17 protein-coding genes are annotated in these 20,581 nt (G+C 73.2%); 5 read left to right on the top strand and 12 right to left on the bottom strand.

Annotated elements, in window-relative coordinates:
- Window positions 1-28: 28 nt before the first annotated feature.
- From BMW99_RS15215 to BMW99_RS15195, 5 genes are read right to left on the bottom strand one after another with little or no spacing between them, the layout of a single operon-like run.
- The gene (locus BMW99_RS15215) at window positions 29-1,003 is read right to left on the bottom strand and encodes an ATP-binding cassette domain-containing protein (protein WP_079138310.1); all 975 of its coding nucleotides are present in this window, start codon (window positions 1,001-1,003) and stop codon (window positions 29-31) included.
- Complete coding sequence (locus BMW99_RS15210) at window positions 1,000-1,854, bottom strand: ATP-binding cassette domain-containing protein (protein WP_079138309.1); 855 nt, start codon at window positions 1,852-1,854, stop codon at window positions 1,000-1,002. The genes BMW99_RS15215 and BMW99_RS15210 overlap by 4 nt, the downstream gene beginning before the upstream one ends.
- Window positions 1,851-2,765, bottom strand: coding sequence for an ABC transporter permease (locus BMW99_RS15205; RefSeq protein ID WP_069462935.1), 915 nt, complete (start codon window positions 2,763-2,765; stop codon window positions 1,851-1,853). The genes BMW99_RS15210 and BMW99_RS15205 overlap by 4 nt, the downstream gene beginning before the upstream one ends.
- Window positions 2,762-3,754, bottom strand: a complete 993-nt coding sequence (locus BMW99_RS15200; protein WP_069462934.1) for an ABC transporter permease — start codon at window positions 3,752-3,754, stop codon at window positions 2,762-2,764. The genes BMW99_RS15205 and BMW99_RS15200 overlap by 4 nt, the downstream gene beginning before the upstream one ends.
- On the bottom strand, window positions 3,751-5,325 hold the full coding sequence (locus tag BMW99_RS15195) for an ABC transporter substrate-binding protein (RefSeq protein ID WP_069462933.1): 1,575 nt from the start codon (window positions 5,323-5,325) through the stop codon (window positions 3,751-3,753). Before BMW99_RS15195 ends, BMW99_RS15200 begins: the two co-directional genes overlap by 4 nt.
- Before the next feature lie 54 nt (window positions 5,326-5,379).
- Here BMW99_RS15195 and BMW99_RS15190 point away from each other — a divergent pair, with 54 nt between their 5' ends.
- Together BMW99_RS15190 and BMW99_RS15185 are read left to right on the top strand one after the other, a co-directional pair.
- Window positions 5,380-6,255 (top strand): IclR family transcriptional regulator, encoded by an 876-nt coding sequence (locus BMW99_RS15190; RefSeq protein ID WP_069462932.1) that lies wholly within the window; start codon window positions 5,380-5,382, stop codon window positions 6,253-6,255.
- Complete coding sequence (locus BMW99_RS15185; RefSeq protein WP_069462931.1) at window positions 6,252-7,280, top strand: serine hydrolase domain-containing protein; 1,029 nt, start codon at window positions 6,252-6,254, stop codon at window positions 7,278-7,280. Before BMW99_RS15190 ends, BMW99_RS15185 begins: the two co-directional genes overlap by 4 nt.
- Window positions 7,281-7,309: 29 nt before the next feature.
- Here the strand turns inward: BMW99_RS15185 and paaI are convergent, their stop codons facing one another.
- The 3 genes from paaI to BMW99_RS15170 form a co-directional block, all read right to left on the bottom strand.
- Window positions 7,310-7,747 (bottom strand): hydroxyphenylacetyl-CoA thioesterase PaaI, encoded by a 438-nt coding sequence (gene paaI / locus BMW99_RS15180; protein ID WP_069462930.1) that lies wholly within the window; start codon window positions 7,745-7,747, stop codon window positions 7,310-7,312.
- A gap of 108 nt (window positions 7,748-7,855) precedes the next feature.
- Window positions 7,856-8,323, bottom strand: a complete 468-nt coding sequence (locus tag BMW99_RS15175) for a nuclear transport factor 2 family protein (protein WP_069462929.1) — start codon at window positions 8,321-8,323, stop codon at window positions 7,856-7,858.
- A 224-nt stretch (window positions 8,324-8,547) separates the two neighbouring features.
- Window positions 8,548-8,991 carry a response regulator gene (locus BMW99_RS15170; RefSeq protein ID WP_069462928.1) on the bottom strand — a complete coding sequence of 148 codons (444 nt, stop codon included), beginning with the start codon at window positions 8,989-8,991 and terminating at the stop codon, window positions 8,548-8,550.
- A gap of 462 nt (window positions 8,992-9,453) precedes the next feature.
- Between BMW99_RS15170 and BMW99_RS15165 the strand changes: the two genes are divergently transcribed.
- Together BMW99_RS15165 and BMW99_RS15160 are read left to right on the top strand one after the other, a co-directional pair.
- Window positions 9,454-11,214, top strand: a complete 1,761-nt coding sequence (locus tag BMW99_RS15165) for a sensor histidine kinase (protein ID WP_069462927.1) — start codon at window positions 9,454-9,456, stop codon at window positions 11,212-11,214.
- The gene (locus BMW99_RS15160; RefSeq protein WP_075016956.1) at window positions 11,211-12,437 is read left to right on the top strand and encodes a PP2C family protein-serine/threonine phosphatase; all 1,227 of its coding nucleotides are present in this window, start codon (window positions 11,211-11,213) and stop codon (window positions 12,435-12,437) included. Before BMW99_RS15165 ends, BMW99_RS15160 begins: the two co-directional genes overlap by 4 nt.
- Window positions 12,438-12,689: 252 nt before the next feature.
- On the opposite strand, the gene BMW99_RS15155 is transcribed toward BMW99_RS15160, so the two are convergent.
- Entirely contained in the window at window positions 12,690-13,619 is a 930-nt protein-coding gene (locus BMW99_RS15155) for a DUF4232 domain-containing protein (protein WP_075016955.1), read from the bottom strand.
- 178 nt (window positions 13,620-13,797) lie between these two features.
- Here BMW99_RS15155 and BMW99_RS15150 point away from each other — a divergent pair, with 178 nt between their 5' ends.
- Entirely contained in the window at window positions 13,798-14,784 is a 987-nt protein-coding gene (locus BMW99_RS15150) for a protein kinase family protein (RefSeq protein WP_407640293.1), read from the top strand.
- Between the two features lie 169 nt (window positions 14,785-14,953).
- On the opposite strand, the gene wrbA is transcribed toward BMW99_RS15150, so the two are convergent.
- The 3 genes from wrbA to BMW99_RS15135 form a co-directional block, all read right to left on the bottom strand.
- Window positions 14,954-15,556: an NAD(P)H:quinone oxidoreductase gene (gene wrbA / locus BMW99_RS15145; protein ID WP_075016954.1), complete on the bottom strand. Its 603-nt coding sequence runs from the start codon at window positions 15,554-15,556 to the stop codon at window positions 14,954-14,956.
- An 85-nt stretch (window positions 15,557-15,641) separates the two neighbouring features.
- Window positions 15,642-16,838 (bottom strand): DUF4185 domain-containing protein, encoded by a 1,197-nt coding sequence (locus tag BMW99_RS15140; RefSeq protein WP_407640295.1) that lies wholly within the window; start codon window positions 16,836-16,838, stop codon window positions 15,642-15,644.
- A gap of 408 nt (window positions 16,839-17,246) precedes the next feature.
- Window positions 17,247-20,447, bottom strand: a complete 3,201-nt coding sequence (locus BMW99_RS15135) for a glycoside hydrolase family 3 protein (RefSeq protein WP_069463873.1) — start codon at window positions 20,445-20,447, stop codon at window positions 17,247-17,249.
- Between the last annotated feature and the right edge of the window lie 134 nt (window positions 20,448-20,581).

The raw sequence follows: 20,581 nt of genomic DNA, 5'->3' as shown, positions 1-20,581 counted from the left end.
GCCGGTCCTGGTCCCGGTCGGTACGGGCTCATCGCGCGCCCCCGGAGCCGTCCGTGCCGCCGGTGCCGTCCGTGCCGCCGCCGGCCCCGGCGTCCGGGGTCTGCGGGCCAGGGGCCCCGCCCACGTTCCCGGTGCCGCCCGCGTTCCCGGTGCCGCCCGCGACCACGCGGGCCCTGCGGCCCCGGCGCGGATCGGGCACCGGCACCGCGTCCAGCAGCTGCCGCGTGTAGGCGTGCTCGGGGCGCTTCAGCACCTGCGCCGCCTCGCCGACCTCGACCAGCCGCCCCTGCCGCATCACCGCGATGCGGTCGGCCACCTGCTGCACGACGGCCAGGTTGTGCGAGACGAAGAAGTAGGTCAGCCCGCGCCGCTGCTGGAGGTCGGCGAGCAGGTCGAGGATGCGGGCCTGCACCGACACGTCCAGCGCGCTGGTCGGCTCGTCGAGCACGATCAGCCGGGGCTCGACCGCCAGGGCGCGGGCGATGGAGACCCGCTGGCGCTGCCCGCCGGAGAACTCGTGCGGGTAGCGGTCCTGGATGCCGCCGTCGAGGCCGACGGACTCCAGCAGCTCGCCGACCCGCTCCCGCGTGTACCGGCGGCCGCGCCGGCCGCGGGCCGCGGGATCGTGGGTGACCATCGGCTCCGCCACGATGGCGGCGATGGTCAGCCGCGGGTTCATGCTGGAGTACGGGTCCTGCAGGACGACCTGGATCTGCCGGCGCAGGCGCCGCAGTTCGGCCGGGGCGAGGGCGGCGAGGTCCTGCCCGTCGAAGTGCACGCTGCCCGCGGTCGGTTCCTCCAGCCGCAGCAGCAGCCGGGTCAGCGTGGTCTTGCCGCAGCCGGACTCGCCGACCAGCGCGAGCGTCTCGCCCTCGGCGACCGTCAGCGACACGTCGTCCACCGCGACGCTGCCGTGCCGTCCGCCGAACTCCTTCCGGAGTCCGGCCAGTTCCAGCAGCGGACGGCGGGTCTGAGGTGCCGTAGGGGCATCGGGCGTCGTCATGCCAGCTCCAATCGGGGTGTGGCGGCCAGCAGTTGGCGGGTGTAGTCGTCGGCCGGACGGTGGAAGACGTCCAGTACGTCGCCGGTCTCCACGACCCGGCCGTGGTGCATCACGGCCACCCGGTCGGCGGTCTCGGCGACCACTCCGAGGTCGTGGGTGATCAGTAGGACGGCCATGCCGTGCCGTTGCTGCAGGGACACGAGCAGGTCGAGGATCTGCCGCTGCACGGTCACGTCGAGCGCGGTGGTCGGCTCGTCGGCGATGAGCACGCGGGGCCGGCCCACCAGCGCCCCGGCGATCATCACGCGCTGCCGCAGCCCGCCGGAGAGCTCGTGCGGGTACTGCCGGAACCGGCGCTCGGGGTCGGGGATCCCGACCTCGTCCAGGGCCTCGACGGCCGCCGCGTGCGCGTCCGTCCGGGACAGGCCCTGGTGGTGGCGCAGGACCTCGGCGACCTGCACGCCCACCCGGCGCAGCGGGTCCAGACTGGTCATCGGGTCCTGGAACACCATCGCGATGTCCTGGCCCCTGATCCGCCCGAGGTCGCGGTCGGGGACGCGGAGCAGGTCGCGTCCCCCGAAGAGGATCCGGCCGCCCGTGTAGACGGCCGGCGGCTGGGGGTTGAGCCGCAGCACGGACAGCGCGGTGGCGGTCTTGCCGCTGCCGGACTCGCCGACGACGGCGAGCGTCTCGCCCTGCGCCAGGCTCAGGCTGACGTCGCGGACGGCGTGCACGGTGCCCGTGTCGAGCCGGAAGTCGACGGTCAGGCCGTCGATCTCCAGGACGGGCCCGGCGGAGGTCCGGCCGGCGGCTGCGGGTGTGTCGGTGGTCATCGGCCTGTCCGTGGTCATCGGCGGTACGCCTTCGGGTCCGCGACATCCCGCAGGGCGTCGCCGGTGATGTTGACGGCGAGTGAGGTGAGCATCAGCGCGATGCCCGGGAAGACCGCGACCCACCAGGAGGTGCCCAGGTACAGCTGGCCGTCCGCCAGCATGGAGCCCCAGGTGACGGTCTCCTTGGGAACTCCCAGTCCCAGGTAGCTCAGTGACGCCTCGGCGACGATCGCGGCGGCGATGTGCAGCGTCCCGATGGTCGCCAGCGGCGCCATCACGTTGGGCAGCAGGTGGCGTCGCATGATCGCCACGTCGGTGACACCGATCGCCCGCGCCTCGGTGACGAAGTCGCGGGACCGCAGCGACATCACCTCCGAGCGCACCACCCGGGCGTACGACACCCAGCCGGTGATGCCCAGCACGAGGATCACGTACCAGAGCCCCGACCCGAAGAACCCCACGATGGCCAGGGCCAGCAGGATCGACGGGAACGCGAGCTGGACGTCCGCCAGGCGCATCAGGACCCGGTCCGGCCAGCCGCCGAAGTAGCCGGCGGCCAGGCCGACCACGGTGCCGATCACACCGGCCAGCAGCGCCGCGCCGGCGCCGACGAGGAGTGAGACCCGGGTGCCGTAGACGACGCGGGAGAGCATGTCCCGGCCGAGCTGGTCGGTGCCCAGCAGGTGGGCGCCGCTGCCGCCGTGCTGCCAGGCCGGCGGCGTCAGCCGCATCAGCAGGTCCTGGGCGTTGGGGTCGTCGGGCGCGATCAGCGGCGCGAACACCGCGGCGACGAGGAGGACCGCGAGGAAGGCGAGCGCGACCACGGCGAGGCGGTTGCGCAGCAGGGTGCGCACGGCGGCGGGGCGCCGGCCGCGGGCCGCCTCGGGGGCGGCGCCCGCGGTGGGCGGGGCTGACGAGGTCAGGGTCATCGGGAGGTCCTCACTCTCGGGTCGAGGAGGCTGTAGGAGAGGTCGACCAGCAGGTTGACCACGACGAACGTGGCCGCGAAGAACAGCACCGTCGCCTGGACCAGGGGGAAGTCGCGGTTGGAGATGGCCTCGATGGTCAGCTGGCCCACGCCTGGCCAGGAGAAGACGCGTTCGGTGAGGATCGCGCCGCCCAGCAGGCTGCCGACCTCCAGCCCGATCACGGTGACCACCGGCAGCGACGCGTTGCGCAGGCCGTGCGTCAGCACCGTCTTGACCGGGCCGAATCCCTTGGCGCGGGCGGTGCGGATGTGGTCGGAGGAGAGCACGTCGATCAGCGACGAGCGCAGCAGCCTCGCCACGACCGCGACGGAGTAGACGGAGAGCGTGACGGCGGGCAGCACGAGGTTGGCGAAGCTGCCGTATCCGGAGGCGGGCAGCGCGTGCAGCCCCACGGCGAACACCAGGATCAGCAGGATGCCCACCCAGAACGGCGGGGTGGACTGGCCGAGCAGGACGCCGGTCATGATGCCGCGGTCCGTGGCGCGCCCGCGCCGCATGGCCGCGAGGATGCCGGCGGGCACGGCGATGACGAGGGTCACCACCAGCGCTGCCGCGGCCAGTTCGAGGGTGGCGGGCAGCCGGTCGGCGAGCACGTGGCCCACCGGCTCCTGGTACGAGATCGAGGTGCCGAAGTCGAAGTGCAGCAGGCCCCACAGGAAGTCGAGGTACTGCGTGACCAGCGGCCGGTCGAGGCCGAGGCTCGCCCGCAGCACGTGCTCCTGCTGGGCCGTGGCGTCCGGCGGGAGCAGTTGCCTGACCGGGTCGCCGGACAGCCGGACGAGGAAGAAGGACACGGTCGCCGTGCACAGCAGGACGAGCAGCGCCGTGCCGAGCCGTACCAGCACGGCGCGCAGCAGCCCGGACCGGGCCGCCGGCCGCGGCCGGGCCGGCCCCGCCGCGCGCGGCGGCCGGAGGGTGAGGTCGCTCATCGGGAGATCTCCGCAGTCTGCATGGCCAGCACGCCGGCGGACCCCGGCTTCCAGCGGGGACGGTCGTTGCGGGCGTAGATGTTGTCGATCTGGTAGAGCGGGACGAACGGAGCCTCCCGCTGGATCAGCCGCTGCAGGTCGGAGAAGGCGCGCCGGCGCTCCGCGGGGTCCCCGGACAGCTCCTCGATGTCGATGAGGCGGTCCGCGTCCTTGTCGTGCCACCTGCTCTGCCGGCGGTCGCTGCGCACGTTGGACTGCAGCATGCTCTCCCCGTCCAGCGTCCACACGGTGCTGGCCGCCAGGTACATCGGGCCCAGCGCGCCGTGGTCGTCGGAGGTGAGCCGGTCCGCGTAGGTGCCGGGGTCGAGCAGCGTGACGCGGGCGTTCACGCCGGCCCGGGACAGCAGGCCCGAGATCGCCTCGGCGACGTTGGAGTCGACGTTGGAGGCGGTCAGCGAGGTGGAGAAGCCGTGCGGGTAACCGGCCTGCGCCAGGAGGTCGCGTGCGGTGTCCACGGAGCGGGCGAACGGCCTGATCGAGGGGTCGAAGCCGAACGCGCCGCGCGGGATCATCGCCGGCACCTCGGTGGCCTTGCCGCCGAGCACCGCCTTGATGAGCAGCGGGACGTCCACCGCGTGGTTGAGCGCCTGGCGCACCCGGGGGTCCTTGAGCGGCCCGTCCTCCAGGGTGTTCAACGAGAGGTAGGAGGTCCGGATACCGGTGTAGCCGTCCAGCCGCACGCCGCCGTAGCCGTCCAGCTGCTGGGCCGCGTCGGGGGTGAGGCCGGCCACCAGGTCGACCTGGCCGCTCTGCAGCGCGGCGAGCGAGGACGAGGGGTTGGGCTGCGGCATGAACACCAGCTCGTCCACGTGCGGGCGCCCCTGCCAGTGGCGGGGGAAGGCCCGCATGCGCAGCTCGTGGTCGCGCTGCCAGCGGACGAAGGTGAACGGCCCGGTGCCGACGGGGTGTTCGGCGAACCCCGCGTCCCCGACGGAGGCCAGGTAGCGCGGCGGGACCACGACTCCGCCGAAGAGCGAGAGCTTGTCGGGGAGGATCGGGTCGTGCACGGTCGTGTGCACGTCCACGGTGAGCGGGTCGACGACGGTGACGTCCTTGACGTAACGCAGTTCGACGATCGGCGACTTGGTCGCGGGCGCCAGGACGCGCTCGATGCTGAACTTGACCGCGGCGGCGTCGAACGGTTCGCCGTTGTGGAACGTGACGCCGGGGCGCAGCGTGAACCGCCAGGTCGTCGCGCCGCGGGCCCCCCAGGTCAGCGCGAGCCGGGGGTGCAGGAGGTTGTCGGCGCCGCGCGTGGTGAGCGTGTCGAACATGTTGATCAGGGCGTTCATGGAGGTCATGTCGCCCTGCTTGTGCGGGTCCATGTTCTTGGGGTCACCGGGCTGGGACACCCGCAGGACGTTGCCGGCACCGCCGGCCGGGCTGGTACCGCATCCGGTGAGCAGGGCCGGCGCCGCGACGGCCGGGAGGAGCAGCCCGCCGAGCCGGAGGATGTCGCGGCGGGCCGGACGGCTGTGCTCCACGCGTCTCCCTTGACGTATTCGTTCCATTGAACAGTACATCCGTTCCGGCAGATGGAATGATGATGCGCTAAGCTAAGCGACATGGCGAAGACCGTCAACACTCGAACCACGGAGCAGGGCCGCGTGAAAGGCCCGACGGACAAGGCGATGGAGGTGCTCGAGGCGCTCGTCGAACCCGGTGGACCGCACCGGCTCGGCGATCTCGCGCAGCGCACCGGCCTGACGAAGCCGACCGTCCACCGCCATCTGCAGACGATGGTCGAGTTCGGCTTCGCGCAGCCCGCCGACGGCGGCCGCTACCAGGCGGGACCCCGCCTGCTCGGCCTCGCCGCCGCGGCCCTGCACGACGACCAGGACCTGCGCCTCGCCCGTCCCGTACTGGCCGAACTGCACCGGCGCACCGGCCAGTTCGCCCACTACGCGGTGCGGCACGGCGACGTCGCGGTGCACCTGGAGCACTCCGAGTCGCCCCCCGAGTTCCGCATGGGCGTGCCGCCCGGCGGCCGCACGCCCCTGTACCTCAGCGGCGTCGGGCTCGCGATGCTCTCCGCGCTCCCGCCGGACGCGTGCGCCGACGTGCTCGACGCCGTGCCCGCGGACGAGTGGGCCGCGCACCCGCTGGGCGACGCGGCGACCGTCCGCGAGGTGCTGCGGGAGGCCGCCGAGCGCGGCTACGCCGTCGACGACGGGTACGGCGAGCCGGACGTGCGCTCGGTCGCGGCGCCCGTGCTCGACCGCGACGGGCACGTGGTCGGCGCGGTCGGCATCTCCGGCCTGACGTTCACCCTGGACCGGGAGAGCGTGCTGCTGTTCGGCCCGATGGTGCGGGCCTCCGCCCGCGCCGTCTCCGCGGGTCTCGGCGGCCGCGCGCCCGCCCTGGGCGTCGCGGGACGGACGGCGGGGGAGCGGCGCGGTCCCCACGGGTCGGGCCGTCCGGCCATGGGCGAGGACGCATGACGTCGCTGGGGGACCTCGTCTCGGCGGGCCGGGACCGCGGGGTCTACTCCGCGGCGGCGTGGTCCGTGGGCGACGCCCACGCGGCGCTGGCCCGGGGCTTCACCGGCACCCGGAGCTGGGGCGGCGAGACGCTCGACGGCAGTGAGCTGTGGGACCTCGCGTCGGTCACCAAGCCGGTGGCCGGGCTCGCGGTGATGGCCCTCGTCGACGAGGGCGCCCTGCGGCTGACCGACACCGTGGGCGACCACCTGCCGGAGTACCGCGGCGGCGACAAGGCGGACCTGACGGTCCACCAGTTGCTCGCCCACACCTCCGGCATCCCCGGCCAGGTGCCGCTCTACCGCGAACACCCCACCCGCGCCGCCCTCCTGGAGGCGATCCGCCTGCTGCCGCTGACGGCCGCGCCGGGCACCCGCGTCCAGTACTCCTCGCAGGGCTTCATCCTCCTCGGCCTGGTCGCCGAAGCCGCCGCGGGCGAGACGCTGGACGTCCTCGTCCGGCGACTGGTCTGCGACCCGCTCGGCATGACCGGCACCGGCTTCCACCCGGCCCCCGAGGCGCGCCGCCGGGCCGTGGCCACCGAGGACTGCCCGTGGCGCGGCCGGATCGTGACCGGCCAGGTGCACGACGAGAACGCGGTCGTGCTCGGCGCTCCGGCCGGCCACGCCGGCCTGTTCGCCCCGCTCGCCGACATGGAACGCCTCGGCCGGTCCCTCGCCGGCGGCGCCCGGGAACTCCTGCGGCCCGCCACCTTCGCGCGGATGACGGCCGTCCACACCGAGGGCCTGAACCTGCGACGCGCCCTCGCCTGGCAGGGCCAGGACCCCGCCGGCTCCCCGGTCGGACCCTCCTTCGGCCCCCACTCCTACGGCCACACCGGTTTCACCGGCACCAGCATCTGGGTCGACCCCGCGACGACCCGCTACGCGGTCCTGCTCACCAACCGCGTCCACCCCACCCGCACCACGACCGGCATCACCCCGCTCCGCCACGCCTTCCACGCCGAGGCGGCCGGGCTCGTCTGAGGGAACGGGCGAGCCCCGCGGCGCGGGGGTTACTCGGCCTCGCCGGGGCCCGGCGTGCGGAGGGTGCGGCTGCGGCCGCGGAACTCGGCGATCACCGTGGTGCCGCGCGCGACCGTCACGTCGTAGATGCCGCTGCGGCCGAAGCGGGTGACCTCGCGGGCGGTGGCGACCAGGGTGTCGCCCTCCCGCGCCGCCGCGACGAACGTGATGTCCGCCCCGGCGGCGACCGTCACCGGGCCGTCGCTGTTGCACGCGCAGGCGAACGCGGTGTCCGCGAGGAGGAAGACGTACCCGCCGTGCGCGATCCCGTGCCCGTTGACCATGGCCGCCGTCAGGGTCATGCCGACCGTCGCGGTTCCCTCGCCCTGCTCCAGCACCTCGATGCCCAGCGCGCGCGACGCCGTGTCCGCGGCGAACATCCGCGCCGCGGGCGAGTCCGCCGACGCGGGCCTGCTCGTGAGGGTCATACCGTGCCTCCCGACCGGCCGTTCGGTTCTGCGTTCACCGCGTCCCACCCTGGACGATCAGGGGGCCTCACGGCAAGGGGTGACCGGAGCGGGGCCGCGCGCGGGCGGTCAGAGGCCGAGGTCGGAGAGGCCGGGGTGGTCGTCGGGGCGCGTGCCGAGCGGCCAGTGGAACTTGCGCTCGGACTCGTCGATGCGCAGGTCGTTGATGCTCGCGATGCGCCGCCGCATGAGCCCGTTCTCGTCGAACTCCCAGTTCTCGTTGCCGTACGAGCGGTACCAGTTGCCGGAGTCGTCGTGGCACTCGTACGCGAACCGCACCGCGATGTGGTTGCCCTCGAACGCCCACAGCTCCTTGATCAGGCGGTAGTCCAGCTCGCGGTTCCACTTGCGGGTCAGGAACGCGACGATCTCCTCGCGCCCCGTGAGGAACTCCGCCCGGTTGCGCCACTGGCTGTCCGGTGTGTACACCAGCGAGACCTTGTGCGGGTCACGCGAGTTCCAGCCGTTCTCGGCCTGGCGCACCTTCTCCGTGGCGGTGTCGCGGGTGAACGGGGGGACCGGGGGCCTGCTCTCCATGCGAGTTCCTTCGCGCTAGGGGGACGAGCGGGCGCGACGCGCCGGCGGCACGAGCCGCATGTCCGACGTACCGCGCGAACCACCACAAATCCTAGGGCGGAGATCCCCGGCCGGCGGCGCTCGCCGCCCGGCCCTCGTCGTCGGGCGTGTCACGCCGACGCGGACCCCTGGACGTGCGCCCGGCCCGCGCTGGGGGGGGGAATGCCTGGACGCGGGCCCGGTGCTCAGTCGGCCTCGCGCTCGGGCACGCTCGCGATCTCCAGGAAGAACTCGTCGATGCGGCGCACCGCCTGCAGGAAGTCGTCGAGGTTCACCGGCTTGGTGACGTACGCGTTGGCGTGCCGGCTGTAGGCGGCGGCGATGTCGTCCGGCGTGGACGAGGTGGTGAGCACGACGACCGGGATCATGCCCAGGTCGGGGTCGCCCTTGAGGACGCCCAGCAGCTCGCGCCCGTTCATCCGGGGCATGTTGAGGTCGAGCACGATGAGGTCGGGGCGCGGGTTGTCCGGGGCGCGCAGGTACTCGAGCGCCGTGATGCCGTCGGTGGCGCGGGAGATGGACCGGACCATTCCCTTGTCCGTCATCGCCTCCTCGATCAGCAGGGCGTCCGCGGCGTCGTCCTCGACGAGCAGCACGTGGTAGGAGCGGTGGGGGAGAAGTGCGTTCACGAGGCGCTCCTGGGAGTCGTGCGTAAGGGCGGAGGACGGTCCCGCGGGATGCGGAACGCGGTGCTGCGGGCTGCGGTGGGACACGCGGGCCCGACGACGGCGAAGATCCGCTCGCAGGACACCTGAGCACTGTATACGTGCCCAAACGGAGGCGACCAACCAACGGGCTCGAACCGGTGTACTGTTGCCCGGCTGCGGCTGTTCGCCGCACTGGTGTTTCCGCACGCCGCTGTCGTGGCGGCCGGCCGATGGGGACGAGGAGCGGTCGTGGTCAGCGGTGGACCGAGACGCGGCCCGGGGGGCGGCGAGGGCACAGAGCGCCCGGCCGCGGGCGAGGACGTTCAGCCTCCGCCAGGGGCGGAACAGGGCGCCGGCGACGGCGCCCCGGCCCTCGGGCAAGCGGAACGCCTCCCGGACCAGCAGGGGTTGAGACGGCGGCCACCAGCACCGCGGGGCTGGACCGTGCGCCGCCGCCTGGCGGTCGGCACGAGCGGGGCCCTCGCCCTGCTGCTCGTCCTGTCGGTGGCCGGCGGCTGGGAGTTCGCCCGGTCGACCCGCCTCACCGACAGTCTCTCCAGGACGGACACCCCGGCCCTGGTGGCCGCGGCCCAGCTGGAGGAGGCACTGGTCAGCCAGGAGACCGCGGTCCGCGGCTACGGCCTGACCGGGCAGCGATCCTTCCTCCAGCCCTACACCGACGGCCTGGTGACCCAGCGGAGGGAGACGGCCGTCCTGCGCTCCCTGCTGACCGACGACACCCCGGCCTCCGGTGAGCTGGACGCCCTGCTCGCGCAGGTCGAGACGTGGCAGTCGCGGTTCGCGCGGCCCATCGCGGTCGCACCGCAGGGCGCCCCGGTGGCGCTGGCCGCGCAGCGCGCCGACGAGGGCAAGCGCGAGTTCGACACCGTGCGCGCGGCCGGCGACCGGCTGCAGCAGGCCCTCACCACGCGGCGCGACAAGTCCCGGGCCGACCTGCGCCGCGCCGACACCGAACGCGACTGGATCTTCGGCTTCATCGCGGCCGTGATCGCCCTGCTCGCGGTGCTGGTGTTCGTCGCCCTGCGCCGCGGGGTGACCCGGCCGCTGGGACGGCTCGCCTACGACGTGCGGACCATCGCCGACGGCCGGTTCGACCACGTCGTCACCCCGACCGGACCGTCCGACATCCGCGCCCTCGCCCTCGACGTGGAGTACATGCGGGACCGGATGGTCGAGGCCCTCGCCCTGCGCGACCTGGCGCACGCCCGGCTCGACGAGCAGACCGCGGACCTGCGGCGCTCGAACGCCGAGCTGGAGCAGTTCGCCTACGTGGCCTCCCACGACCTGCAGGAGCCGCTGCGCAAGGTGGCCAGCTTCTGCCAGCTGCTGGAGCGCCGCTACGCGGACCAGCTGGACGAACGCGCCGTGCAGTACATCGGGTTCGCGGTCGACGGCGCGAACCGCATGCAGACCCTCATCAACGACCTCCTCGCGTTCTCCCGGGTCGGCCGGGTGCACGCCGAGACCGCCGAGGTCGACCTGGAGGAGCTGTTCGCCAGGACCGTGGAGTCGCACAGCCTCGCCATCGCGGACGCCGGCGCGGAGATCACCCACGATCCGCTGCCGGTGGTGCACGGTGACGCCACCCAGCTGGGCATGCTGCTGCAGAACCTGCTCTCCAACGCGCTCAAGTTCCGTTCGCCAGACCGGCCGCCGCGGATCGACGTGTCCGTGGTGCCGAGGTCCGAGGACGAGTGGGAGTTCGCGGTCACCGACAACGGCATCGGCATCGCGCCGGAGTTCGCCGAGCGGGTGTTCGTGATCTTCCAGCGGCTGCACACGCGGGACGACTATCCCGGCAACGGCATCGGGCTGGCGCTGTGCAAGAAGATCGTCGACTTCCACGGCGGCGCCATCGCGATCGACCCGGAGCACGAGCAGGGCACCCGCTTCGTCTTCACGCTCCCGCGCAGCGCCTCCTCCGCTGACCAGCTGGAGGCCGAGTTGCTGGACGCGGGGGTGCTGGACGCGGGGGTGCTGGACGTGGGGTCGCCGGGAGTCGCCTCATCGGACGGAGCCTCCTCCGACCCGGTGCCGGCGGGCGCGGCGGGCGCGGCGGGTGACTCCGCCGGTGGGGACGGAACGACCGCGGCGCGTGCCGCGGACAGCGGGGGAGCCAGGGGCGCCGGTGACGCCGAGGGCGTGCCGGACGGAGACGCGCGGGCGGAAGGGGCGGAACGATGACGGGGGACCAGGCGGCCGTCGAGCGGGTGCCGGTACCGGTACCGGCACCGGGCGGTGAGGCGTTCCGGGTGCTGCTGGTGGAGGACGACGCCGGGGACGCGCTGCTCGTCGAGGAGTACCTCTCCGACACGGGGCTGCGGTTCCGGATGCACTGGTCGCAGACGCTGGCCGACGGTCTGAACCGCATGGCGGAGGAGATCCCGGACTGCGTCCTGCTCGACCTGCACCTGCCGGACGCCTCGGGCATCGCCGCGGTGCGGCAGACGCAGGCGGCGTGCCCGTCGGCCGCGATCATCGTCCTGACGGGCATGGCCGAGAGCCGATCGGGCGCCGAGGCCGTCGCGGCCGGCGCGCAGGACTACCTCGTCAAGGGCACCGTCAACGGAGAGTTGCTGGACCGCGCTATCCGCTACGCCGTGCACCGCAAGCACGCCGAGCGCACCGCGGCCCGGCTGCGGCTCAACGAGCAGCGGGCGCAGGAGAACCGGCGCCTGGAGCGGGGCCTGCTGCCGGTCCCCATGCGTACCGGCTCGGCCGTCGCCACCGCGTCGTGCTACCTGCCGGGCCGCGAAGGGGCCCTGCTCGCGGGTGACTTCCTCGACGTGGTCGAGACCCCGGACGGCACCGTCCACGCGGTGATCGGGGACGTCAGCGGCCATGGGCCGGACGCCGCCGCGATGGGAGTGTGCCTGCGCATCGCCTGGCGCACGCTGATCCTGGGCGGCCACCGCGACGCCGAACTCCTCGCCGTCATCGAGCGGATCCTGGTCGCGGAACGCACGTCCTCGTCCCTGTTCGCGACCGTCATGACACTGTCGCTGCGGCCGCGCACCGACTCCGGGGACGCGCGGGTCAAGATCACCCTCGCGGGTCACGACGCGCCCCTGCTGCTGCGGCGGGCGTCCGGCGGCCGGGCGACGTCCCGGCACATCACGGCCGAGCCGGGGATGGCCCTCGGCCTGGTCCCGGGCCTCGCGGACTGGCGCACCACCGCGGTGCCGCTGCCGGACAGCGGCTCGCTGCTGCTGTTCACCGACGGCCTGACCGAGGGGCACACCGGCCCGGACAGCGCCCGGCTCGGCACGGACGGCCTCATGTCCCTGGTCGACGCGGCCCCGCCCATGACCGGCCGTCCCCTGGTCGACCATCTCGCCACGACGGCCCAGGAGATGGACGCCGGCCGCCACCAGGACGACATCGCGCTGCTGCTCCTGACCTGGTAGGTGCCCCGGAGAAGCGGGCCGGGCGCCGCCCGGGCGGACGGACCGGGCGGTCCCGGAGCCCTGGGGCGCCGCCCCGGCCCGCCGCCGGGAGCGCGAGCCGCACGGGGCTCAGGGCCGTGTGGGTGGTCCTCGCGCCGTTGCGGAGCGGCCGGCGCATTCAGGAGGGCGTCAAGGCCAAGGCCGGCGGATGACGCGCCCGGTGCCGGACCTGCCGTGAACGCACCGGCCCGGCCGGCCCGTCGATCCGGTGGATCAGCTCGGGGAGGTGCGGTCGCTCTGCCACGCGCCGACGGCGAGCTTGCCCGTGGTGCCCAGGTCCAGCTCCGGCGTCACCATGACCGCCGCGGCGCCGGGCCTGGGCACCACCCGCACGTACGGGGCGTTCACGGGATCGCTGCCCATCAACGTGGTGTTGCGCCACGCCAGTTCGGCGTGCGCGCCCTCGCCGGGGGCGAGCACCGGACGCGTGGGCGCCGCGTCCGCTCCGGTTCCTTCGGCGAGGGCGTCGGCGCCGTGCACGATCCGCACCGAACCGACGGCCGCGTGATCGGCGTCGAGCACCTGCACCCGGGGATAGTCGTCGAGGCGGTAGGCGCGGGTCCCGCAGTTCTGCACATGCACCCCGACGACGCGCAGTCCCATGGCGGCATCGCCGGCGTCGACGTACACGTGCACCCCCGACGGGGGACACGGGCCACCCGAGGACGGCGCCTCAGCGGTGGGCACGCTCCTGACCTTGAGGATCCGCACGTGCGTCGCGTGCGACCCGCCCCCGGCCCCACCGTCGCCCTCCGCCAGACCCCGCCGGACCGTTCCCCCCGGCCGCACGGACGGCACGGTCTCCTGGCCACTCGTCAGCGCCTCGCCGCCCTCCGTCATGAGGTCGTACGTGATCGTGAACGTCGCCGTGCTCGCCGTGGAGTTCGTGATCTCGAACGCGGGGCACGCCGCGCCCCCGACGAGCCGCACCCCGTCCTCCTCCGTGCCCTGACCCGGTGACCCCGCGCCCGAACTGCCCGTCCCCGCCGACGCGGTGGGCGTCGGGGGCGAGTCGCAGGAAGCGGCGCCGGAGGAGCCGGACACCGCGATGAGCGGCCGGGTCCCGTCCGGCTGCGTCCCGCATGCCGCGAGCAGCAGAACGGCGAGGCAGGCGGCGGGCACGACCAGTGGATGACAGCGCATCGCCCCAGTCGATCAGCCCGCCGGCCCCGGTGACTGTGACCCAGGCCATACGTACTGCCATAACTCTGTCACAACCCCAGGGGAGCGACCGCGCGGCCTTCCCGGAAGCCCGGCCTAGGATGGACGCGCGCTGCCGCGACGCCGCCGCGGCGTCGCGGCGGAAGGTGGAGGCGGGGACGTGACGGGTGGGGCGCGGGCGTCGGCCTACGGACGGGTGGCAACGGAGCTGGCGCTCTACGGGGACCTGCGGTTGCGGGAACTCGTGGACGGCGGGGAGCCGATCGGCCGGGGGATCGGGGGGCGCACGGTGCGGCTGGAGGTCGGCGGGACGCCGGTCTTCGTCAAGCAGGTGCGCCTGACGGACCTGGAACGGCGGGCGGAGAACGTCCACTCGACGGCGAACGTGTTCGGGCTGCCGGCCTTCTGCCAGTACGGCTACGGCACCCCGGCGTTCGGGGCCTGGCGGGAACTGGCCGTGCACGTGATGACCACGAACTGGGTGCTCGCGGGGGACCACGAGGGTTTCCCGCTGATGTACCACTGGCGGGTGCTGCCCGGACCCCGGCAGCCGCTGCCCGAGGAACTGGCCGACGTGGACGGGGCGGTGGCCGCCTGGGGAGGCGGGTCGGGCGTCCGCCGGCGGATCGAGGGACTGCGGGACTCCTCCGCGAGCCTGACGCTGTTCCTCGAGCACGTGCCCCAGAACCTGCACGACTGGCTGCGCGTGCAGGTCGCGGCCGGCGGCGACGCCACCGCGCGGGCCCTCGCCATGGTGGAGGAGGAGCTGGAGGCCGGAACGTCGTTCATGAACGCCCGCGGACTGCTGCACTTCGACGCCCACTTCGAGAACATCCTGACCGACGGCCGGCGGCTGTTCTTCGCGGACTTCGGCCTCGCGTTGTCCTCCCGCTTCGAACTCGGCCAGGACGAAAGGGAGTTCTTCGCACTGCACCGCGCCTACGACCGGTGCTACACCGTCACGCACCTCGTGAACTGGCTCGTCGCCGAGCTGTTCGGGCACGCGGCGGACCAACGCCGGGCGTACGTGCGCGCGCTCGCGGAGGGGGAAGGGCGCGGAGGGTGTGCCACCGGCCGTCGCGGACATCCTCGCCCGGCACGCGCCGATCGCCGCAGTGATGGGCGACTTCTCGCGTGCGTTCCGTGAGGGGGACCTGACGGCACCCTTCCCCGCGGAGGCGATCCGCGGGCTCCTCGCCCGTGGCCGGCCCGCGCGGTGAGCCGTGACGGGGAACCCGTACGGGCGGTGAACGGGCCTGGCGGAGCGGGCGGGGCGTGAGCCGAGGCCCCGGCCGCTCCGGGAGACAGGGCGGGTGTCAGCCCGCGAGTCGGGTCGCGATGTCGGCGAGGTGGCGCCCCTGGTAGTTGGCCGCGGCGAGCGTCGCCTCGTCGGGGGTCTCGCCGCCGCCGCTCGGCCACGAGGTGCCGTAGGGGTTGCCGCCGGCCGCGTACAGGACCGGGTCGGTGTAGCCGGGCGGCACGATGATGCAACCCCAGTGGTAGAACACGTTGTTGAGTGCCAGCAGGGTGGACTCCTGCCCGCCGTGGCGGTTGATCGACGAGGTGAAGCTCGTCGCCGGCTTGCTGTGGAAGACGCCGGCCTGCCAGATCCCGCCGGTCGTGTCGATGAACTGCTTCAGCTGGGCCGCAGGGGTGCCGTAACGCGTCGGGGTGCCCAGGGCGTACGCGGTCGCCCACTCCAGGTCCTCGAGCGTCGCCTCGGGGACAGTGTCCTTGGTGGCGTCCACGTGCGCGCGCCACGCCGGGTTCGCGTCGATCGCCGAGTCGGGGGCCAGCTCGGGGACCCGCCGCAGACGCACCTCGGCGTCACGGCTCGCGGCACCCTTGGCCACGGCATCGGCCAGCGCGTGCACATTTCCCGTGGCGCTGTAGTAGACGACTGCAACACGTACGGCCATGAGGAGTACTCCTACGTCGGGGGAGGCAGCCGACGGCCGGGCGCGGGAGGCCGCCCGCCCCGGTCGTCGGGGCCATCAGTCAACCTCAGACCACGTCCCCCGCGCGTGCACGCGCCCCTTCGGCGTGGCGCGATGCCGCGCGGGTGGGGCGTGCGGCCGGGACCGCGTCGAGGCCGTCGACGCGGTAGTGCATGACCCGGTAGTCGGTGGAGTCGTACCACTGGCTCACGGCGATGTGGAAGTCCGCGAAGGTGGAGCCCGGGAAGACGAACCCGCCGTAGGGGCTGGCCACCGCGTTGCCCCCCTCGTTGCCGGGCGTGGTGGGAACGATCATGGTCTGCTCGGGTGTCGTGAACAGGTTCGAGGTCGGCAGCGCGAAGATCTGCGCGCGCATCGACAGCACGTCCATGTTCAGCCACGTGAAGGCGTACTGCCCGTCCATGGCGCGGAAGCAGATCTCGCCCCAGCGGCGGGCCGTGGTGATCGTCGTCGGCGCGTTGCCCCAGGCCCAGGCGCCGTTGGCGTAGCCCCACGGCTGGTAGGCGGCGGGTGTGCCCAGTTGGGACTGCGGGACGCGGTGCAGCAACAGGCCGGAGACGGCGTCCCGGTTGAACGCGGTCGACAGCACGTAGCAGTAGCCGTCGTCCGCGACGGCGTACGTCTTCTGCTGGAACTGGCCGTTGTACTGGCTCCCCGGCCACTGGCACAGGTACTGCCACGTCGCGCCGTTGTCCGTCGAGCGCCAGAAGTCGGAGTGGTCCGTCTGGTAGATGACGCCCCGCATGAGGTGCATGTACATCGTGTCGCCGACGGTGAACACGTCGGACGGGATCGCGGTGGTGCCGCCGGCGTGACCCTCGGGCACCAGGCCCACGGCGTGCGAGCCGCCCACGGCGCCGTCGATGCGCACCGACGCCAGGTTGCTGCTGGACGAGCGCAGGCCCACCGGGGCACGCCAGTCCGGCCCGCCCACTCCCGAGCCGTCGAACGTGTCGCCGCACACGAAGAGGAGACTGCCGTCGGGGCAGCGGGCCGGTATGCCGAGGTCAGTCCACGGCGCGGCGAACTGACCGGTCTGGGCGGGCCCGGTGAGGTCGGCGATCTTCGCGCCGGTGATCACGCCGGGGGCGACGGTGCCCGCGGTGCCGGGCGCGATGCCGCCGCCGGGCGCCGGCCGGGCGACAACAGCACCTCCCGCGACGGGTGTTGAAGCCGCCGCCCGGGACGTGCCGCTCGGCAGCAGGCCCGTGCCGCCCAGCGCCGCGCCGAACAGCCCCGCGATGACGGCGCGTCGGGCGGGCGCGGGCCCGCCGCCCGCCGGCGGCTGGGTGGTGTGCGGGGCAGCTGCCGCGCCTGCTGGCGCGGATCCTGCTCCCGTTGTCGCTCGCGGCGTTGTTCCCTCCGCTCCTGTTCCAGCTCCTGCCGGACCGGGCACTAACGGTGCGCTCATGTCGACTCCTGCGGGTCGGGCCATGTCAGGGCCGGCACACCATAGAACGGCCCACGCCCCCACGACCAGGGTTTGGCGCCACACCAGTTGACTCCCGCCCCACGCGTCGGCCCGGCCCGGGCGCCCCCCGCCTCCAGCCGGGCGGCGGGGACGGGCCGAACGCCGGGGCCTGGGCGCGCCCCTGACGCGTGCCCAGGCCCCGGAGCGCGGCGGCGGCCCGGGAAGGGCCGCCGGCGCGGGTCAGTCGTGGACGCGGCCGCGGGTGATGCGGCTGTTGGTGGAGGTGACGGCGGGGTCCAGGTCGTGGAAGCGGGCCGTGTAGGAGCCGACGGCGATGCCCTTGACGCCCTGCTGCTGGGCCAGCTGCTGGAACGACGCCGTGGTCGTGGCCGTCGTGAGGACGCGGATGGCGCTGCGCTGCAGGTCGCCCAGGCGCATGGTGTAGGCGGCGGCCGCGGGGTAACCGCCCTTCAGGTTCACGGTGTAGGCGGTGACGGGGCTGGCGGCGTCACCGGGGGTGGCGTGCTGGACGCCGGTGACGGTGATCGCCGCCTTCTGGGCGGCGCTCAGGGCCGTGCCGGACAGGAACGACTGGACGGCCTGGTAGGCGTCGTCGACCGAGGTGAACCTCGGATTCGGCGTGAACGTCTGGTTGTTGATGGCGTCGGTGGTCGTCACGCCGGACAGCGGCGTCCTGGACAGGTCGGTGGAGCCGTCGACGGTGGTCGACACCGTGGTGGAGCCGTCGGCGGCCAGCGTCAGGCCGCCGAGCTTCAGGTTCCAGTTGGTGAAGGTGTAGACGCCCGCGTACACGATCGTCGTCTTGTTGTAGGCGGGCAGGCCGTCGATGTCGACGGTGGGCGCGACCTTCTTGAGGGAGTTGACGATCTCCGAGGTGTTGCCGCCGGGCTCGATGAGGTCGTTGCCGGAGTACATGGTGGCGACCGGGTTGTGACTGCCTCCCCAGTCGGTCATCACGGTGCCCTGGAAGCCCCACTCGCCGCGGAGCACGTCGGTCAGCAGGTCGTAGTTGGCCGAGCTGTAGGTGCCGTTGATCTTGTTGTACGAGCTCATCACGGCCATCGGCTGGGACGCCTTCACGGCGATCTCGAAGCCCTTGAGCTCGATCTCCCGCAGTGCGCGCTCGCCGACGACCGCGTTGTCCGCGTTGCGGTTGGCCTCCTGGTTGTTGGCCGCGAAGTGCTTGACGGTGACGCCCACGCCGGGGTTGCTCTGCACGCCCTCGGTGGTGGCCGCGGCGGTGAGGCCGGCGACGAGGGGATCCTCCGAGTAGTACTCGAAGTTGCGGCCGTTGAGCGGGTCGCGGTGGATGTTCATGCCCGGGGCGAGCCACGTGGAGACGCCGAACTCGTTCATCTCCTTGCCGATCGCGTCGCCGACCTTCCGCACGAGGGCGCGGTCCCAGCTCTGGGCGAGCAGCGTGCCGATCGGCCAGGCGGTGGTGTACTGGTACGTGGCCGGCGTGGTGGCGACCTGCTGGTTGAGGCGCAGTCCGGCGGGGCCGTCGGACAGGGTCATCGCGGGGATGCCGAGCTTCTCCAGCGTGCCGGTGGTGTAGCCGGCGGCGCCCACGGCGGACGGTGTGGTGCCGCCGACGTTGGCGCCCTCGACGATGTTCGCCAGCTGGTCCACGGAGAGTCCGGCGACGAACTCCTGGATCGTCCGGCGGCCCTTGGCGACGTCGAAGAGCGTGGCGTCCGGGTCGGTCCGCACGTACTGGACGTGCTCGCCGGCCTTCGGCTGGTAGGGGGCGCCCGTGCCCTCCCAGTCGCGCTGCGCCCGGTCCAGGTAGGCGGTGGTGGACGAGATCGTGGTGCCGTCGATCGCAGCGTAGGGCGAGTCGCTGCCGACGGAGGTGTCCTGCTCGTAGCGTGAGGCGTCCTGCGCGGTGCGGAAGGCGTGCGGGTCGAGGCGGAGCACGGGTGCCTCGGCCGCCTGCCGCCTCTCGTCCGGGTAGGTGTAGAAGTCGGCCGGGTCGCTGGACAGTTCGCCGGCGGGCGTCTTCGCGTCGAGTTCGTTGTGGTCCTGCTCAGTGGTGACCTTCCCGCCGAGGCGGAGCTTGGCCGCGATCCGGGTCGACCGCGAGGAGTCGCCGACGCGCACGAGGTAGTCGCCGGCGTCGAGCGTCCAGGCGGCGCGGGACTCGTCGTAGGACGCGAGCGAGGACGTGTCGAACGTGACGGACACCGTCTGCGAGGCGCCCGGGGCCAGGTCGTCGGTCTTGGCGTAGCCGGCGAGCTGCTGGTACGGCTTGTCGAGTCCCGTCTGCGGGGCGGAGACGTAGACCTGGACGACCTCCCTGCCGCTGTGGCCGCGGCCGGTGTTGGTGACCGTCGCGGTGACGGTGACGTGCCGGGCGTCTGCGGTCACCCGCTGCGGGCTGATCCGGAAGCTGGTGTAGGAACCGCCGTAGCCGAAGGGGTAGTTGACGACGGAGCCGGGATCGGCGGCGTTGATGCTCCGGTAGAAGGAGTCGAAGTAGCGGTAGCCGACGTAGACGCCCTCGCGGTACGGCTCGGTGGCGGTGTCGCCGTCGTTGGCGCCGAACGTGCCCGAGGCCGGGTAGTCGGCGTACGCGGCGGCCCAGGTGTCGGTGAGTCTGCCGGAGGGGTCGGTGGTGCCGTCGAGGACGTCGGCGAGCGCGTTGCCGCTCTCCTCCCCGGCCTGGCTCATCAGCAGCATCGCGTCCAGTGCGGTGCCGCCGGAGGGGTCCTTCTCGGCGGCGTTGACCTGCTTGTAGAACGTGGTGTCGATGATGCCGCCGGAGTTGATGACCACGACCACGTGCCGGTAGGTGCGTCCCAGCAGTTCCAGGTTGGCGCGCTCGGTGTCGCCGAGCAGGTAGTCGCCCTTGCCCGGCGAACGGTCGGCGCCCTCACCGGAGTTGCGGGCTATCACGTACACGGCCGTGTCGGTGGCGGCGGTCGGCCGGGCCGTGTCGGCGGTCAGCGGCTGCTCGACGGAGGAGTAGTCGACCGCGGGGCCGAGCAGTCCGCCGGCCGAGTGGCCGTACTTGTCGTCGTAGGCGCCGGTCATGGCCGACCAGTAGGCGTCGCCCGTGGTCACCTGGTACCCGGCGTTCTGCAGGCCCTGGCGGGCGTTGACGGTCGAGCGGTTGTTCACCGATCCCGATCCGGTGCCGCCCTTGACGGTCTGGTAGGCGCCGACGCCGAACAGCGCCACGTTGCCGCCGCGGGCGAGCGGCAGGGCCTGGTCGTGGTTCTCCAGCAGCACCATGCCCTGCTCCGCCGCCTGGCGGGACAGGGCGGCGTTGGCGGTCTCCAGGGCGTTGGGGTTGGGGTCCGTGGTCGCGCCCTGGGCGGGGGCGACGCCGCCGAACATCAGGGCGGCTGCCACCACGGAAGCGGCGGCGGCCACGGTGGCGGGCTTGATGCGGCGGCGCGCAGGGTTGGGGTTCACCGACAGCGTCCTCTCTGTCCGCAGGCCCGCTGGGCGGGCCGGGTAGGAGGAGGCTATGAACCGGGTTTTGGTCAGTCAATAACCTAAAACAACGCCGGGTTCAGGGTTTTGAGTTAATCCTCGCCTATTATTCG

Source organism: Actinacidiphila rubida (assembly GCF_900110255.1).
GTDB lineage: Bacteria > Actinomycetota > Actinomycetes > Streptomycetales > Streptomycetaceae > Actinacidiphila > Actinacidiphila rubida.
This window is presented reverse-complemented; position numbering and strand designations above follow the sequence as displayed.

Coding starts and splice junctions, on each gene's coding strand:
- BMW99_RS15215 (WP_079138310.1), bottom strand. CDS start 1,003: ATGACGACGCCCGATGCCCCTACGGCACCTCAGACCCGCCGTCCGCTG.
- BMW99_RS15210 (WP_079138309.1), bottom strand. CDS start 1,854: ATGACCACGGACAGGCCGATGACCACCGACACACCCGCAGCCGCCGGC.
- BMW99_RS15205 (WP_069462935.1), bottom strand. CDS start 2,765: ATGACCCTGACCTCGTCAGCCCCGCCCACCGCGGGCGCCGCCCCCGAG.
- BMW99_RS15200 (WP_069462934.1), bottom strand. CDS start 3,754: ATGAGCGACCTCACCCTCCGGCCGCCGCGCGCGGCGGGGCCGGCCCGG.
- BMW99_RS15195 (WP_069462933.1), bottom strand. CDS start 5,325: ATGGAACGAATACGTCAAGGGAGACGCGTGGAGCACAGCCGTCCGGCC.
- BMW99_RS15190 (WP_069462932.1), top strand. CDS start 5,380: ATGGCGAAGACCGTCAACACTCGAACCACGGAGCAGGGCCGCGTGAAA.
- BMW99_RS15185 (WP_069462931.1), top strand. CDS start 6,252: ATGACGTCGCTGGGGGACCTCGTCTCGGCGGGCCGGGACCGCGGGGTC.
- paaI (WP_069462930.1), bottom strand. CDS start 7,747: ATGACCCTCACGAGCAGGCCCGCGTCGGCGGACTCGCCCGCGGCGCGG.
- BMW99_RS15175 (WP_069462929.1), bottom strand. CDS start 8,323: ATGGAGAGCAGGCCCCCGGTCCCCCCGTTCACCCGCGACACCGCCACG.
- BMW99_RS15160 (WP_075016956.1), top strand. CDS start 11,211: ATGACGGGGGACCAGGCGGCCGTCGAGCGGGTGCCGGTACCGGTACCG.
- BMW99_RS15155 (WP_075016955.1), bottom strand. CDS start 13,619: ATGCGCTGTCATCCACTGGTCGTGCCCGCCGCCTGCCTCGCCGTTCTG.
- wrbA (WP_075016954.1), bottom strand. CDS start 15,556: ATGGCCGTACGTGTTGCAGTCGTCTACTACAGCGCCACGGGAAATGTG.